The organism is Pseudomonas lutea (assembly GCF_000759445.1).
Lineage (GTDB): Bacteria > Pseudomonadota > Gammaproteobacteria > Pseudomonadales > Pseudomonadaceae > Aquipseudomonas > Aquipseudomonas lutea.
This window is the reverse complement of record NZ_JRMB01000004.1, coordinates 146881-162128: the sequence shown is the minus strand read 5'-3', so window position 1 is coordinate 162128 and position 15248 is coordinate 146881. Positions and strand designations below refer to the sequence as shown.

At 60.9% G+C, this 15248-nt stretch carries 10 protein-coding genes and 1 pseudogene; 2 read left to right on the top strand and 9 right to left on the bottom strand.

Annotated features, from left to right (window positions below; all coding sequences use genetic code 11):
- The 3 genes and pseudogenes from LT42_RS23505 to LT42_RS23495 all read right to left on the bottom strand — a co-directional run bounded on the left by LT42_RS23505 (nucleotide 1) and on the right by LT42_RS23495 (nucleotide 3801).
- Entirely contained in the window at nucleotides 1-894 is an 894-nt protein-coding gene (locus LT42_RS23505) for a triphosphoribosyl-dephospho-CoA synthase (protein ID WP_052075388.1), read from the bottom strand.
- Entirely contained in the window at nucleotides 894-2570 is a 1677-nt protein-coding gene (gene mdcA, locus LT42_RS23500; protein ID WP_037018889.1) for a malonate decarboxylase subunit alpha, read from the bottom strand. The genes LT42_RS23505 and mdcA overlap by 1 nt, the downstream gene beginning before the upstream one ends.
- A 98-nt stretch (nucleotides 2571-2668) precedes the next feature.
- Nucleotides 2669-3801: pseudogene (locus tag LT42_RS23495) on the bottom strand (Fic family protein).
- 200 nt (nucleotides 3802-4001) lie between these two features.
- Between LT42_RS23495 and LT42_RS23490 the strand changes: the two are divergent.
- On the top strand, nucleotides 4002-4337 hold the full coding sequence (locus LT42_RS23490; protein WP_420806918.1) for a CopG family ribbon-helix-helix protein: 336 nt from the start codon (nucleotides 4002-4004) through the stop codon (nucleotides 4335-4337).
- Complete coding sequence (locus LT42_RS23485; RefSeq protein ID WP_037018885.1) at nucleotides 4315-4593, top strand: type II toxin-antitoxin system RelE/ParE family toxin; 279 nt, start codon at nucleotides 4315-4317, stop codon at nucleotides 4591-4593. The genes LT42_RS23490 and LT42_RS23485 overlap by 23 nt, the downstream gene beginning before the upstream one ends.
- Before the next feature lie 172 nt (nucleotides 4594-4765).
- Here the strand turns inward: LT42_RS23485 and LT42_RS23480 are convergent, their stop codons facing one another.
- From LT42_RS23480 to pilG, 6 genes are all read right to left on the bottom strand, one after another.
- Entirely contained in the window at nucleotides 4766-5254 is a 489-nt protein-coding gene (locus LT42_RS23480) for a chemotaxis protein CheW (RefSeq protein WP_037018883.1), read from the bottom strand.
- Nucleotides 5247-11225, bottom strand: a complete 5979-nt coding sequence (locus LT42_RS23475) for an Hpt domain-containing protein (protein ID WP_037018881.1) — start codon at nucleotides 11223-11225, stop codon at nucleotides 5247-5249. The genes LT42_RS23480 and LT42_RS23475 overlap by 8 nt, the downstream gene beginning before the upstream one ends.
- A 90-nt stretch (nucleotides 11226-11315) precedes the next feature.
- Entirely contained in the window at nucleotides 11316-13352 is a 2037-nt protein-coding gene (locus LT42_RS23470) for a methyl-accepting chemotaxis protein (RefSeq protein ID WP_037018879.1), read from the bottom strand.
- A gap of 330 nt (nucleotides 13353-13682) precedes the next feature.
- Nucleotides 13683-14222: a chemotaxis protein CheW gene (locus tag LT42_RS23465; protein WP_037018877.1), complete on the bottom strand. Its 540-nt coding sequence runs from the start codon at nucleotides 14220-14222 to the stop codon at nucleotides 13683-13685.
- A 16-nt stretch (nucleotides 14223-14238) separates the two neighbouring features.
- The gene (pilH, locus tag LT42_RS23460) at nucleotides 14239-14604 is read right to left on the bottom strand and encodes a twitching motility response regulator PilH (protein ID WP_002551739.1); all 366 of its coding nucleotides are present in this window, start codon (nucleotides 14602-14604) and stop codon (nucleotides 14239-14241) included.
- Nucleotides 14605-14650: 46 nt separating this feature from the next.
- Nucleotides 14651-15061, bottom strand: coding sequence for a twitching motility response regulator PilG (gene pilG / locus LT42_RS23455; RefSeq protein WP_037018874.1), 411 nt, complete (start codon nucleotides 15059-15061; stop codon nucleotides 14651-14653).
- Nucleotides 15062-15248: the final 187 nt, after the last annotated feature.

Below are 15248 nucleotides of genomic sequence, written 5' to 3'. Positions count from 1 at the left end.
TCAGATATTCCTCATCACATCGCCGAGCGCAGGCTCAAGGCTATCGATAAACAGGCAAGCGGCCAGCAAATCGGCCGCGCCACCGGGTGAGGCATTCAGGCTCAACAAGCGTTGATCGAGCTGGTTCAGCGCGCGTCGCCCGCCCAGGGTTGCGCTGCCGCCTGCGGCCAGCACCTGCTGCGCGCCGTTGTGCATGGCGTGCAGACCTTCTTCACCCGCCCGATGCAACACACAGGTGTCGGTCAGCGTGCTCATGATCGCCAGCAGGGCATCCAGTCGTGCGTTCTGTTCGCCATGCCCGGCGGCGCGACTGCGTGCGAGCTGCGGCAACCCGGCCTGGGTCACGGCAGGAAAGCCCATCTGCGCTTGCTCCCGCGCACCTTTCGCGCCGTACTTTTGCGTAACGGCTCGGCCATGACTGAGGGTGACGGGCTGATGACGATCGCTGATCGACGCCAGATGCGCTGCACGCTGGCACAGCCCGGCAGACGAAAGATCATCAGGATTCAGCGCCGCCGCGGTGACCAGCAAACCCAGCGCCCAGATTGCCCCGCGATGGGTGTTGACCCCGTGAGTGGTGCGCAGCATCGCTGCTTCGCCTTCGCGACCAAAGCGCCCAATGGTTTCACGCAGCTGCGGGTTGACGTCGCCAATGGAAGTGGCAGCATCGGCCATCTCCTTGAACGCAGGCCACAACGACAACGCTGAGGCGTGCATCAGGCCCAAATGAAGATCGGTGTGGGCGCCGCTGCTGCGGCGATCCACCAGCGCCGGTTTCGGTGAAAGATCGGCTTCATCAATCAGTGCGTCGACTGCCAGATCAGCCAGTCGGTCCGACAGCAACGCCGATCCGGCGGGGGCGCTGAGTGCGACATCGAATTTATGCGCGCGCATCACCAGCTCCTGAATTTTGGCGGAGGGCTGTAGAGGCCACCGGACCACTCCACCAGCTCGGCGACGCTCTTGGCTGCGAGCAGTTCACGACTGGCGTCGGTCCTGCGAATGCCCAGATCTTCGGGCAGTGCGATCAGGCCTTCGCGGCGCATGCGAGCGGTGTCTTTAGGGTTATGCCGCATGCCGATGGAGGTCACTCCCGCGACAGCAGCGATCATCGCCTGACGCTCCTCCAGGCTGCGCGCTTTGTACAGGTACGCGATGCCTTCTTCGGTCAGCAGATGGGTCACGTCGTCGCCGTAGATCATGATCGGCGCCAGCGGCATGCCGCTCTTTTTCGCGACTTCCACGGCGTCGAGGGTTTCGACGAAGGTCGGTTTGCCGCCTTCCTGGAAGGTCTCGACCATTTGCACGACAAGCTTTTTACCGCGCTCAAGATAGGCATCAGGTCCGTCGCCGCTTTGCTGGCGCATGTCCAGCCAGGCCGGGGTGGCATGACGTCGGCCGCGCGGGTCGTGGCCCATGTTTGGCGCACCACCGAAGCCGGCAAGTCGCCCGCGCGTGACGGTAGAGGAATGGCCATCGCCGTCGACTTGCAGCGTGGCACCGATGAACAGATCCACGGCGTACTGCCCGGCCAACTGGCACATCATCCGGTTGGAGCGCATCGAGCCGTCGTGTCCGGTGAAGAACACGTCTGGCCTCGCGGCAATGTAATTCTCCATGCCCAATTCAGTGCCGAAGCAGTGCACGCTTTCGACCCAGCCGCTTTCGATGGCAGGAATGAGTGTCGGATGCGGATTCAGCGTCCAGTTTCGGCAGATTTTGCCCTTGAGGCCCAGCGACTCGCCGTAGGTCGGCAGGATCAGCTCGATGGCCGCGGTATTGAAGCCGATGCCGTGATTGAGCGACTGAACGTTGTGTTTCTCGTAGATCCCGCGAATCGCCATCATCGCCATCAACACGTGCACCGGCTTGATGTGGCGCGGGTCGCGAGTGAACAACGGCTCAATGTAAAACGGCTTATCCGCCACGACCACGAAGTCCACCCACGACGCCGGGATGTCCACGCGTGGCAGGTCGCTCACGTCGTCCACCAACTGGTTGACCTGGACAATGACGATGCCATCGCTGAACGCAGCGGGTTCGATCAACGCGGGTGTGTCTTCGGTACTGGCGCCGGTGTAGATGTTGCCGGCTCGGTCGGCCATGAAGCCGGCCGAGAGCACCACGTTGGGAATGAGGTCGACCAGCAACCGGGAGTAAAGCTCGATGTAGGTATGAATCGCGCCGATTTCCAGCAGTCCGTCTTCCAGCAACTGACTGATGCGCAGGCTCTGCGTGCCGGCGAAAGAAAAGTCCAGCTTGCGGGCGATGCCGCGTTCGAACAGATCCAGATGCTCGGCACGGCCGACGCTGGGCATGATCATGTGCAGATCGTGGAGCTTGCCGGGATCTGCCTTGACCAGCGAGCGTGAGAGGAAATCAGCCTGCTTCTGGTTGTTGCCTTCAAGCACCACGCGATCACCCGGTGCGATCAACGCCTCAAGCGCGGCAACAATCTTGTCGGTGGGCAGTACAACGCCATCGGCGAAGGAACGCACCAGGTCGAGCCGTCGCAGCTTTTCAGTGCGACGACGCGACCAGCGCGGGTCAAGTTTGGTTGTTGTGGTCATGCTGACTCCACGAGTTCGCTGTCGTGGGTCAGATTAGGAGGGCTTCCGGTGAAGCATCAATCAAGCAGACGGGGCAATCGTTACGCTGAGAGTAACGATCACGCAGGCCAGTTGATTTGATAGCGCGTGCTGCGCCCTCCGCCCGGGAGTTTGAGTAGGCAGCTTTTTTCCACAAGGTCATGAAGATGCCGGGTGGCGGTGGCTTACTGACTTTGGCGACTGCCTGGTATTGAGCGGCGCTGATGCCACCGGTAAAACCCGCGTCGGGCTTCTCCGACAACAGGTCGCCATTCAATAACCGATTGAGCACCTTGGTCTGTTCGGGAGATAGCCCGTCATCCCGATGGGCTTGCCAGAATCCAGCCTTCGCCAGCACTCGCTCGATACGCTGTATGGCCAGCTCAAGCGTGTGGAGCAGGGTCTGTAAAAACCAGACGAGCCACTCGGTGATGTTCAGTTCGCCACGCTGGGTCCGTTCCAGAATTCGGTAGTAGTCCTGACGGCGGAAGAGGATGCTCGCGGACATGGCGTAAAAGCGTATGGCCTGATGTTCGCCTTGGGCCATGGCCAGATCCGTGATTACACGGGCCAGGCGTCCGTTGCCATCGTCGAAGGGGTGCAGCGTCACGAGCCACAAATGCGCGATGCCCGCGCGGATCAGCGGGTCGAGGGTGGGATCGGCGCGACTGCTGTTGAACCAGTAAAAAAAGCCATCAAGCTTTTGCTCCAGGCCTTCGCGAGCAGGGGCCTCGAAATGCACCACGGGCCGGTCGATACGACCCGACACGACCTGCATGGGCTCAGGCCGTCTAAGCATCCCGACCCGGATGGGGTAAGCCGTCAGGCCGCTCGGCTCAGGGAGCAACAACCGATGCCAGTGCATCAGCCGTTCAAACGTCAGCGGCGCGTCGTGTTGCTGGATGGCATCGAGCATCAGCTCCGCCAGACCTTCACTGCGCGCAGTCACGCGTTCATCGCAGTCGAGCCCGAGCCGCTTTGCCAGAGAAGAACGCACCGACCCCACGTTCAGCTGTTCACCTTCGATGGCCGATGAGGTAATGACGTTCTGCAGCAACGCATCCAGCTCGCGCTCGACATTCGCGTCAGTCCCTGACGCCCCAATCATCCCCAGCAATTGGCCCTGGGTGCGCGTACAGGCGCGCAAGAGAGGTGAAATGGCATCTACATCCCAGGAAAATGACGGCCATTTAGGGCGCTGCCAGATCCAGATTCTTGATTGTTTCACGGGACGCCTCGGAGGGGTGTGAGCCGATTAGCAATCCCATTCGGCTCACGGGATGAGCCGAATATGCGGGTTATTCGGCTCATCGTCCAGAAGGGATTGGGGAGCAAAGCGATATACATGTACCGCAATCAACCTGAGTCAACTGATTAAACTGCCTGCTTCACAAAACGGAGGTGCGAACCCCAATGTCGCAAGTACCTGAATTGCCTTTTTCGACCCAGACTCCTACCTTGGAAAGCGATATTTACGCTTTTCGAGCCCATGGAGATCACATGTCATCGACGGCCCTGTCATTCCAAGCCGATCAAGAAACGGTGCAAACACTGGATCAGTTGGCCAGCGCCACTGGGCGTGATCGGCAATACCACCTCCAGCAGGCGTTGAGCCGTTACCTGGAATCCGAGATGCGCCAGATAAGGGATATTTCTGACGGCATTGCGGATGCCGAAGCAGGAAATCTTACTGACATCGAATCTGTGCGAGCTGGATGGGTGAAGCGTGCTGACAATAGCCCTGACTGACAAGGCTCAGAGTGATCTAGAGGGCATACATGAATATTACGCGACGATATGCGGCTCGGTAGTCGCCAACCGAATCGTGATTGACGTGCTTGGTGAGTTGGAGTCATTGAGGACGTTTAGTGGGCTGGGCCGGCGATCGGAATTCCCGGGCGTCAGGGAGCTGGTGTTAGGTCGATACCCGTATGCGGCGCCGTATCGGGTAAAGGGGGATCAGGTGCAGGTCTTGAGGGTTCTGCATCACAGCATGGATCGATGACAGCGCGCCGCTCATGTGGGAGCGAGCTTGCTCGCGAATAGGCCGGGACGGCCGCCAAATCTTCAGCGGCTGAAATGCGGTCTTCGTGAGCAAGTAAAGCGCCACCCCGGCCACTCCCACGGGCGCTGTATCTGGCGCAAGCCGGTGTGACAGTTGAGCAAGGGAAAATCTCTTACAGATTCGGCGTCATCTGCACCAGCCCCGCATCCACCAACCACTCCTCCAGCGCCACAAGGTCCGGGATATTCGCAACGGTGTCGCCTACCTGCACCGCAGCCAGTTCCAGCTCGGTCAGCGGCACGTCGACGTAGCTGAGTTGGCTGTCGAGTTTGCAGGAGCGCGGAATGCCCTGTGTCAGCAAGGCAATGAATTTCAGGTCCGGCCGGCCGCCAAGGGCGTTGAGGACGACGATGCGTGCACGTCCGCCCACGCGGGCGCGGCTGCCACAGGCGGCTTCGAAGCTGAGCAGCGGCAAGCTGCGATGCCGCCAATTGATTGGTCCCAGGTACCACTTGGGTGCCGAGGGATCAGCAACGCTGTCCTGGTAGTCAATCAGTTCGGCGACCGCGACGTTGGGCAACAACAGATGCCGGTCGCTGAGCGGGATGAGTAACCCGGTCAGGCTGGTCAGGCGTGCGGTCTGCGTGTTGGTATCAGACATGCGCGTGGCTCCAGCGGGCAATGCTTTCAAGCAAAGCGGCTTCCTGATAAGGCTTGCTCATGTACTCGTTCACGCCCAGGGCCATGGCATGGTCACGGTGCTTCTGACCTGATCGCGAGGTAATCATGATGATCGGCAAATGCTTCAGCGCCTCATCGCTGCGCAGTTTAGTGACGACCTCGAAGCCGTCCATGCGCGGCATCTCGATGTCCAGCAGCATCACGTCAGGGGTGTGCTCCTGCAGGAGGGCCAGGGCATCAATTCCATCCTTGGCCGTCAACACGCTCATGCCGTTGCGCTCCAGCAAGCGCCCGGTCACCTTGCGTACCGTCACGGAGTCATCCACCACCATGACCAGCAGTGGCCGCGCCTGTTCGGGTTCGACGTAACGCACCGGCACCTGACCGGCAAACTGCAATGCAAGCAAATTGGCGTGGAAGCGGCGGATATGCGCAAACAGGTCGAGAATGAGCACCACGCGGCCATCACCCAGAATGGTCGCGCCCGCGATCCCCGGAATAGCGGAAAACTGCGGACCGAGGTTTTTGACTACGATTTCCCGCGAGCCGGCGAGCGCGTCTACCTGCACCGCAATCCATTGATCATGGACGTGAACGAGCAGAACCGGCAGTGGTTGGGTCTGGGCCTGACCACTCAGTTTCGGTGGCTGACCATTGTTAAGCAGCTCCCCCAGATAGCGCAGTTCGTAGGTTCGCCCGCTGTACTCGTAACGCGGCGGCGTGGATCGGTAGCAGGCTTCCAGCTCGCCGGGCATCACGCGCACGATGCCTTCGATACTGTTCAACGGCACGGCGTATTGCTCCTCGCCACACTGCACCATCAACGCACGGTTGACCGACACCGAGAACGGCAAGCGGATACGGAAACGCGCGCCCTCTCCCGCCGTTGAATCGATCACCATCGAACCACCCAGGTCTTTGACCTCGGCATGCACAACGTCCATACCGACGCCGCGGCCGGAAATCTGCGTGATGTTCTCGGCGGTGGAAAACCCTGCCCGCAGAATGAATTGAAGAATGTCGTGTTCGCTCAGCTCGGCGTCCGGACTGATCATGCCGCGCTTGATCGCCTTGCGCCGCACGGCCTCGAAGTCAACACCCGCGCCGTCGTCGCGCATCTCGATGACGATATCGCCACCTTCATGGGCCAGGCTCAGTGTGATATGCCCCCACTCGGGCTTACCGGCGGCCAGGCGCTCTTCGACACTTTCCAGGCCGTGATCAATGGCGTTGCGCAGCATATGCTCCAGCGGCGCGACCATGCGTTCGAGCACGTTGCGGTCCATCTCACCTTCAGCATTGACGACGTCAAACTTGACCTTTTTGTCCAACTCGCCTGACACCTGGCGGACGATTCGACGCAGCCGCGGCACCATGCGCTCGAAGGGCACCATGCGCGTGCGCATCAGGCTTTCCTGGAGGTCGGTGTTCACGCGCGCCTGTTGCAGCAACAGGGTCTCGGCCTCGTGGGCACGGGTGTCGAGGGTTTCCTTGAGGTCCATCAGGTCGGATGCGGATTCAAACAGCGCACGCGAAAGCTGTTGCAGTTGTGAATGGCGGTCCATTTCCAGCGGATCGAAAGTTTCGTAACCATGCCGGTCAACGTGATGATCGCGGCTGAGGATGCGGCCCTGGGTTTCGATGTCGAGCCGGCGCAGTTGGTCGCGCATCCGCTCGATGGTCGTCTCCATCTCGGCCAGCGTGGTCTGAGCGTCACTGACCTGCTGCTCGACGCGGCCTCGGAATATCGACGTCTCGCCCGCCAGGTTCGCCAGATCTTCCAGCTGCTCGGCCGGCACCTTGATCATCTCCGGACCGGTGCGCTCGCCTTCCGCCTCGGCCGGCATGCCCGACGGATCGGCCGCAGGGGCTTGCACCGGTGTCGGCGGCTGGGGTTTTTCGACGGTTTCACGGGCCGCACCGAATGAGGTGTAGTGACCGATGCTCTCGATCAACAGCGCCGGATTGGGCAGTGGCTCGTAGCCGCGAACGGCATCCACCATGTCGGCCAGCATGTCATGGCCGCTCTGCAGCAGGCCATTGAGCAGCGCGCTGTTTCTTAACGCTCCCGCCGAAAAGCCTTCGTACAAGGCTTCCAGCTCGTGGGCGAGATCGCCAATGGGGGCGATTTCCACCATGCGCGCGCCGCCCTTGAGCGTGTGCAAGTCGCGCAGCAGGTTTTGGACTTCCAGCATGTTCTGCGGGTCAGCCTGCCAGCGCACCAGCGCTGCGCTGCTGCTCTCGATAATGTCGTCGGCTTCTTCGAGAAAGATTTCCAGCAGCTGCGGATCACGCTCGTCCAGCGAGTGAATCATCGAACTGACATTGCGCGTGGCGCCGTCATTGGGAAGCAAGTAGCAATTGCGCTGGCGGAATTCGCGGATTTTTTCGATCAACGAGGCTGGGCTGCTCAACACCGAATGATGCTGCAACTGCTCAAGCATCAGCGACAGATGATCGTGACTGTGCACCAGCAGATCGGCCAGTTGGGGCGAGTAACCACAGCGCCGGTCAAGCAGCCCTTCGTAGAGCGATTCCAGCTCGTGGCCGAGGTCGCCCACCGGCCCGATTTCGGCCATGCGCGCGCCGCCTTTGAGGGTGTGCAGGTCACGCTGCAAGGATGATAAAGGCAAGGGGTTGTCTGGATCGTCGAGCCAGCGCTGCAGGGCAGGGCCGGCGATGTCGAGAATGTCCACCGCCTCTTCCAGAAAGATGTCGACGATCTCCTGATCAAAATCATCGCTGGCCGGCTGAACAGGCTGAGCGTTGTGCTCCGTGACCTCTTCCAGCTCAGTGATGCTGATCGCGCGCCCGCCTTCGCTTTTGATCAAACCCAGAGCGCCGGGGTCAAGCGCCTCGTCGAGTAACGCGCGCAGGGCCCTCACCCGCTCGGGACAAGACTGCACGTCCTGCCCGGCGGCGACCTGATCAAGCATGCTGATCAGCGCCTCATGGGCGCTCTCGGCTTCATCGAAAAACCGCTCGCTGACCACAAGGCTGCTTTCCTCGACTGCGCCATACAGGTCAAGCAGCGCTTCACAGAGCTCGTCGACCTGGGGCAGCCCGGCCATATGCGCGCCGTGCCCGAGCGTGGTCAGCTCGTCGAGCAGCGCGTTCAGTTCCTGACGCTGGCCAGGGTGCTGGCGCCAGTCTTTGAGCAACGTATCGGCATCCAGCAGGATGTCCATGCCTTCAGCCAGAAAGCTGGCGATGAGCTGCGGATCACGCCGCGTACGCAGGCCATTGCTGTCGGCACTCAACGCATCGGCCATGCCTTGATCGATCAGTTGGTGCGCCTGTTCAATCAGCGCGGCGGCGCCTTCGATCGGCATCAGCGGGTCGACAGTGAGCTGGGCCAGCCCTTTTATGAACAGGGGCTCGGCAGCACGCAACAGATCGATTTCAGGCTGGCCGACCGCAATCAGGTTGGCCTTGTACTCGCGCACCAATTGATCCAGCGGGCTGGCCAACTCGGCAATCGGCAGGACGCCCGCCATGTATGCGCTTCCTTTGAGCGTATGCAGCGCACGCAACAAGTCGTCGCTGAAGATCGGCGCAGCGGCATCCTGCGCCGCGTCCAGATAACGGCCTACGGTATTCAGATGAGTCCGGGCTTCCTGACGGAATATCTCAAGCAGCTGAGGATCGAACCCTGCTTCGTCATCGGGCCGGCGCGCTGACTCGATTTCGCCTGCCTGACCCTGCGCCAGGGCATGAGCCTGTGCCGCGAGCTGGTCAACATCGTCACGCTGACGTTGATTGTCTTCGGCAAAATCGCGAATCACCTCCGGCAGCAACGCCCGTACGTCCGCGAGCAGCTGTTGAACCCGTGCATCAGACTCGACGCTGCCCTCCAGCACCCGGTTCAGCAGGTTTTCGACCGACCATGCCAGTTCGCCGAGAATCAGTGCGCGGACCATCCGGCCGCTGCCCTTGAGTGTATGAAACGCACGGCGGATCTCGCTCAGCGCCGATAGATTGCCGGGGTCGGCGTGCCAGCGCGGGACATACTCGCCCAATGCTTCGAGCATCTCGTCAGTCTCTTCAAGGAAGACCTCCCGCAGCTCCTCGTCTATCGCCTGCTCGCCCTTGGGCGGCGGCAGCAAGCTCGTCGGCATATTTCGCGCCGGCGGGTTTACTGCGGACAACGGGCTGGCCAACACCTGCGCGATGGTCTGGCTCGGACTTACCAGCGCCTGGCGCTCGTGCAGCGCCTGAAGCTCTTGCTCACTGATGACTTCTTCGAGCACCGGCACCTCCAGCGCCTCGGGGGCCGGGGAGTAACCCAGCCTGGCGAGGCTTTCCTGGGCCAGATCCAGCACGTGCTCGCCGGGCGCTTCGGGGTCTTCGCCCATGCGCTCAAGGTAGTACTCGACACCAATGATCACGTCGGCCAGATGATCGAGATGCGAAGTCGCCGGTCTCGCATCGTCAACCAGCAAGTGCTCGATGATGTACTCGTTACAGCCCGCCAGCAGCCCGGAAGCCCGGGTCAGCGGGATCATCGCCAAGGCGCCACGCACTTGCACCAACTGCTCGGACAGCGGCTGCAGGCGGGCACGGTCCAGTTCACCGTCGACATAATCATCGATCACGTCCTTGGCCTGTTGCAGGACGATGCGCGCTTCCTTGATAACCAGCTGATGAATCTGGCTAAGGTCGGTAGTCGGCAGACGGCTTTCTTCAGGGCTGCTTTGGTTGACGGTTCCGGCCATGCCGGCGAGGGTCGACTCGACGTAAAGCAGCGCACCCGCGACGTCCAGCAACGTGGCGTCGTCGGGCGCGCGCTGCCCCTGGGCCATGCCCTGCACTACGCTCATTTGATCGATGATGACTTTGCGCGGCTGGCCAAATCCCAGCACCGCCAGGGTGTCGGCTATCTGCCGCAACGGAGGCAAGAGTGCTGTCAGCTCGCTGACATGCTGGCGATTTCCTCGCACGAACACATCGAGCCGCTCCTTGGTGCGCACCAGCTCATCGCACAAGGCGACGATGACAGAGCGCATGGCATCGCGATCGGGCCCGGCCATGCGTGCGCGCTCTTCAGCCACCATAGCGCTGTGGGGCAAGGCATCGCCCAGCGCGTATTGGTCCTTCAACGCTGTCATTTTTTGCGCTTCGCTGTCGGACTTGGCGATGTAAAACAGCAGGCTTTTCAGAAGCTCGTCGGGTGCCGGCTGGTTGATCCCTTCAATGCCTTGCTCCAGCAGACGCTTGAGCTCCTTGTCGGCATCCTTGAACAGACTGCGCAGCGCCGGGCTGTTGGCGAAGTTCCCTGCGGCCATGGTCTCGACCAGCGCCGAAGCAATGCGCCAGAGCGGCTCAAGCGGCGCGTCCTCGCATACCGTCTCAAGCCGGGCGAAAACCTTGCTCATGTAGCCCAACTGGGTCTGCACGTCCTGATCACGAAGCAACCCGACCAGCGCAGTTTGCAATGTCTGTCGCAGCTTGCGCAGCTTTGCAGGCAGCTCCGGGCTGTCACGCTCCGCCAATGCTTCAGCATCAAGGGGGGCAACGCTGAGCAATTGCGGTGAAAACAGGCTGGTTTCCGAGAGCAGGCTTTCGCCCCGGGCGCTGCGCAAATCGTTGAGCAGCGGCAGCACCACCAGCGGCAGATCCCGGCGGGCCGAATGCACACGCTCCAGATAGACCGGCAACTGGGTCATGGCCTGACCCAACAGTTTGATCGCTTCGTTTTCCTGGGCGACATGGCCCTGCTTGAGAGCCAGCGCCAGCTGTTCGATTTCCTCGGCAAACAGCGCAGCCCCGTAGAACTCAATCATCTGCAGGCTGCCATGAACCTGGTGAATGAGGTCCAGGCACGCGTCCATCGCCGCCATGTCATCAGGCCTGGCGGCGAACGTGTCCAGCGCCTCGCGCGCGCCGGTGAGGGTTTCGGCTATTTCGCCCTTGACCCACTCCAGGGCCACGTAATCGTGACGGTCAGCCATGGTGACTCCGATTGCCTGTGCCTTGATGCTGCATCGCTTGCATTAACCGGGTTATCAATTGGGTTATCAATGGGGCCATCGAAGCGACAATCAACGCCGCGAGGTCGGCAGCGTGAACCCGGATACGGAGCGCCGCATCTCGCTCGCCATCTTGGCCAGATTGCCCATGCTTCGGGCAGTGGCCGCAGTGCCGGACGTGGTCTGCGTGGTCGTCTGCTGGATCACCAGCATGGTCGATGATATTTGCTGACCCAATGCGGCCTGCTGCTGCGCTGCATTGGTGATGCTTTCGACCAACGCGGCGAGGATCCTGGAAACACCCTCGATCTCCTCCAGGGCGACACCGGCATCCTGCGCCAGTCGCGCACCCCGCACCACTTCGGCGGTGGTCTGCTCCATGGAAATCACGGCTTCGTTGGTGTCGTTCTGGATCGCGCGTACCAGCGTCTCGATCTGCTTGGTCGCCGAAGACGAGCGCTCGGCCAGCCGCTGCACTTCATCGGCCACCACCGCGAACCCGCGCCCGGCATCGCCCGCCATTGAGGCCTGAATCGCGGCGTTGAGGGCAAGGATATTGGTTTGATCGGCAATGTCATCGATCAGACTGACAATGTCGCCGATCTCTTGGGAGGACTCGCCCAGGCGCTTGATACGCTTTGACGTGTCCTGAATCTGCTCACGGATGTTGTCCATACCAGTGATCGTGTTATGCACCACCTCGTTGCCCTTATTGGCAATCGTCACGGAGCGCTCGGCGACCGCCACCGACTCGGAGGCATTGGCCGAGACTTGCTCGACGGACGTCGCCATCTCATTGATGGCATTGGAGGCCGCCGCAATCTGCAACGCTTGATGCTCCGATGCCGCCGCCAGCTGGGTGGCCGTGGTTTGCGTGTCTTTCACGGCCCCAAACACCTGCTCGGCGGTGAGGTTGATGGTCGAAACCAGCTCTCGCAGCTGATCAATGGAGTAGTTGATCGAGTCGGCAATGGCGCCGGTGAAGTCCTCGGTGACCGAAGCGGCAACAGTGAGATCGCCGTCCGCCAAGTCTTCGATTTCGTCAAGCAAGCGCATGATCGCGTTCTGATTACGCTCGTTCTTTTCGGCGGTTTCGCGCAACTGGCGATTGGTCTCGCGCACCATGACCAGACCAATGAGGATGATCGACGCCAACGCCAGCAGGCCGAGGATATAGCCACCGTAACTGTAGGCCGTGCGCCCGCCAGCCATGTGCTCGAAACTGTTGGCCAGCACCGAAGCTTCATCGAGAAGCGTCTGCGAGAGGCTGAAGATGCTGCCCGCTGCTTCACGGACTTCCAGCAGCTCAGGCGACGTTTCAAGGATTTCGTCGACGGAGCCCGACACGAACTGGAACAACTCGGAAATTTCGCCCAGCCGTGCGCGGGCATCGCGGTCCTCGACCTGATCGATTTTCAGCGCTGCGTTGCCTTCCAGCATGCCGTTGAGCACACGGCCGAACTGGCTGGCATCGCGGCCGAACGCATCGGCCGCCTGAACCGCCGTTTCGTCCCCGGACAAGACCGTGTTTACCGCGCCCAGTATCCGCTCGGCCAATAGCGACTGACGCTGGGCAAGCGCCACCTGGCTGGCGGGCGCACGGGTTTGCAGCAGAATATCAACGACCTTTTCGGACTCGACCTGCAACTGCGGGATGGTCTGCGCGAGTGTCGCCGCGACTTGGTGCAGCGAAAGCACCGTCTGCTCCCGCGCGAGAATGACGTCAGTGCTTTTGCGCAGGTTTTCCCAATCGGTCTGCACCGCTTTCAGTTCGTCGCCTACGGCAGCAGGTGCGGCAGGCAGGCCGGTGCTCTTGTCGCCCTTCTTTAAATACTGCCAGCGCGTGTCGAAGTCATTTCGCGCCTCACCCAGCAATTTGAACGCCGCCGCTTTGCCGGCTGCCGCTTCGGTGGCGTTTTTGGCGATGCGTTGCGACAGCACGCGCAACTCACCGGCATGGCCTATGTATTGTTTGTCGTAGTTGGACTGTGTGCTGAGGTACGCAAAATTGACGAACAACAGCATGATGAAAACGATCAGGCAGATGAACAGCACAACGATTTGTGATCGGCTGCGCGCGCCTTCCAGTGACTTGCCGCGATTACTCATTGCTCAGGGCTCCGCCTGATGTTCGATTTAGGGGGAGCCGCCGGGAACATGATGGTTGGAACATGCACCCTCCATTGTATGAGCCGGCTTGCTGGCGAACCCGCCGTGTCAGGCAACGCATCTGCAATTGACCCACCGCATTCGCCAGCAAGCCGGCTCCTACAGGGCTCGGGCAGGGGTAAGTGCCACGCGTGTATGCGAGCGCGCTCGGGCAGTGGTAAGTGCCACGCGTGTGAGCGGGCGTGCTCGTGCAGTCGTAAATGCCAAGCGTATGAGCGGGTCTGCGCGTGCGAGAGCTGCGGCTCGCTGGCTCAGTAGTTGCGCCCCGCATCAGAGCGCCACGTCCATAAAGTCAGGTGACTGCACCAGCGCTCTGGGGCTGAACACTTGCCAGGCTTGTTCGCGCACGAATCGGCCCTGAACATAAGGCGCGACGTCAGGCTCGCTGTCGTGACCCGTCTCAGGCATCAGGCTTCGCTCGCTGAAATGCTGCATGCCGAGCACTTCATCCACCAACAAGCCGACGAACGTGCCCTGAAAGTCGATGACCAGCACACGGCGTTGTTTGCGCGTGAGAGAGGCTTCGTGGCCAAAAAAGGCGCCCAAATCCATTACCGGCAGCAAGCGTCCACGCAGATTGGCAATGCCCCGGACCCAGGCTTTGGCGCCCGGCAATGCTGCACAACGCGGCTCGTGAAGAATTTCGTCGACTTCGCCCATGGGCGCTACGTAATAGCGCTCACCCATGCGAAAGCCGATGCCGCTCCAGCCTTGTTGCCGGGTTTCCTGCAACGGCAGGCCGGCAGCCAGTGAGCGGCAGCGCTGGTCGATATCAAGCAGCAACTGGAAGGCGGTTTGTGAACGGGACATGAGCGTTAGCCGGGGGTCAGCCCGCGAGCACCGCGTTCAGGGTTTTCATGAGCGTTTCTTCGTCCACCGGCTTGGTCAGGTAATCCCGCGCGCCCTGGCGCTTGCCCCAGACCTTGTCGGTTTCCTGATCTTTGGTGGTGATCATGATCACCGGGATCATGTTGGTATCAGCGTCTTTGGTCAGCTGACGGGTCGCCTGAAAGCCGTTCAGGCCAGGCATGACGATGTCCATCAACACCGCATCGGGCTTTTCCTGGCGGGCCAGCGCAACGCCGTCCGCACCGTTCTCCGCCTTGAGAACCTCGTGGCCGTGTTTCTCCAGCATGCCCGTCAGCTTGTACATTTCGGTCGGCGAATCATCGACGATCAGAATTCGAGCCATGGTGCTTCCCCATAGAAACAGCCGTCCCGCCAACTGGGGGCCGGCATCAAGATAGTTGTTGTTCTACTGCAACGAACCCGGGCACATGGGCCTTGATTGCACTGAGCAGCTCTTCCTTGCTAAACGGTTTGGTCAAAAACTGATCGGAACCGACGATGCGCCCTTTGGCTTTATCGAACAGTCCATCCCTCGAGGACAACATGATCACGGGCGTGGATTTGAAAGCCCGATTATTTTTGATCAACGCGCAGGTCTGATACCCGTCGAGCCTGGGCATCATGATGTCGACGAAAATGATTCTGGGATGATGGTCGGCAATCTTCGCCAGCGCGTCGAAACCGTCGATGGCGGTGATCACTTCACAGCCGACGTTTTTCAGCAATGTCTCGGCGGTACGACGAATCGTGCGGGAGTCGTCGATGACCATTACTTTCAATGGGGCTGAATGCTGTTCCATATCTGCTCTACCATCGCCGCGGCGAATCAGATGGGTTGCCTTCTGCCGGGCATCTGGTTTGGGATCGGGGTCATCGGACGTGCCAAGGCAGCGCTGGCGCAACGCCGGATGCCGAGCCTTTTTAGCACACTCTCCACGGTCAATCCATAAAGCCTTGCCCCTTGACCCGAAGCCGGCGCAGCGCCAC

Excerpts from the sequence above, each read along its gene's own strand:
- LT42_RS23505 (WP_052075388.1), bottom strand. The coding sequence starts at position 894 with ATGCGCGCGCATAAATTCGATGTCGCACTCAGCGCCCCCGCCGGATCG.
- mdcA (WP_037018889.1), bottom strand. The coding sequence starts at position 2,570 with ATGACCACAACAACCAAACTTGACCCGCGCTGGTCGCGTCGTCGCACT.
- LT42_RS23490 (WP_420806918.1), top strand. The coding sequence starts at position 4,002 with ATGTCGCAAGTACCTGAATTGCCTTTTTCGACCCAGACTCCTACCTTG.
- LT42_RS23480 (WP_037018883.1), bottom strand. The coding sequence starts at position 5,254 with ATGTCTGATACCAACACGCAGACCGCACGCCTGACCAGCCTGACCGGG.
- LT42_RS23475 (WP_037018881.1), bottom strand. The coding sequence starts at position 11,225 with ATGGCTGACCGTCACGATTACGTGGCCCTGGAGTGGGTCAAGGGCGAA.
- LT42_RS23470 (WP_037018879.1), bottom strand. The coding sequence starts at position 13,352 with ATGAGTAATCGCGGCAAGTCACTGGAAGGCGCGCGCAGCCGATCACAA.
- LT42_RS23465 (WP_037018877.1), bottom strand. The coding sequence starts at position 14,222 with ATGTCCCGTTCACAAACCGCCTTCCAGTTGCTGCTTGATATCGACCAG.
- pilH (WP_002551739.1), bottom strand. The coding sequence starts at position 14,604 with ATGGCTCGAATTCTGATCGTCGATGATTCGCCGACCGAAATGTACAAG.
- pilG (WP_037018874.1), bottom strand. The coding sequence starts at position 15,061 with ATGGAACAGCATTCAGCCCCATTGAAAGTAATGGTCATCGACGACTCC.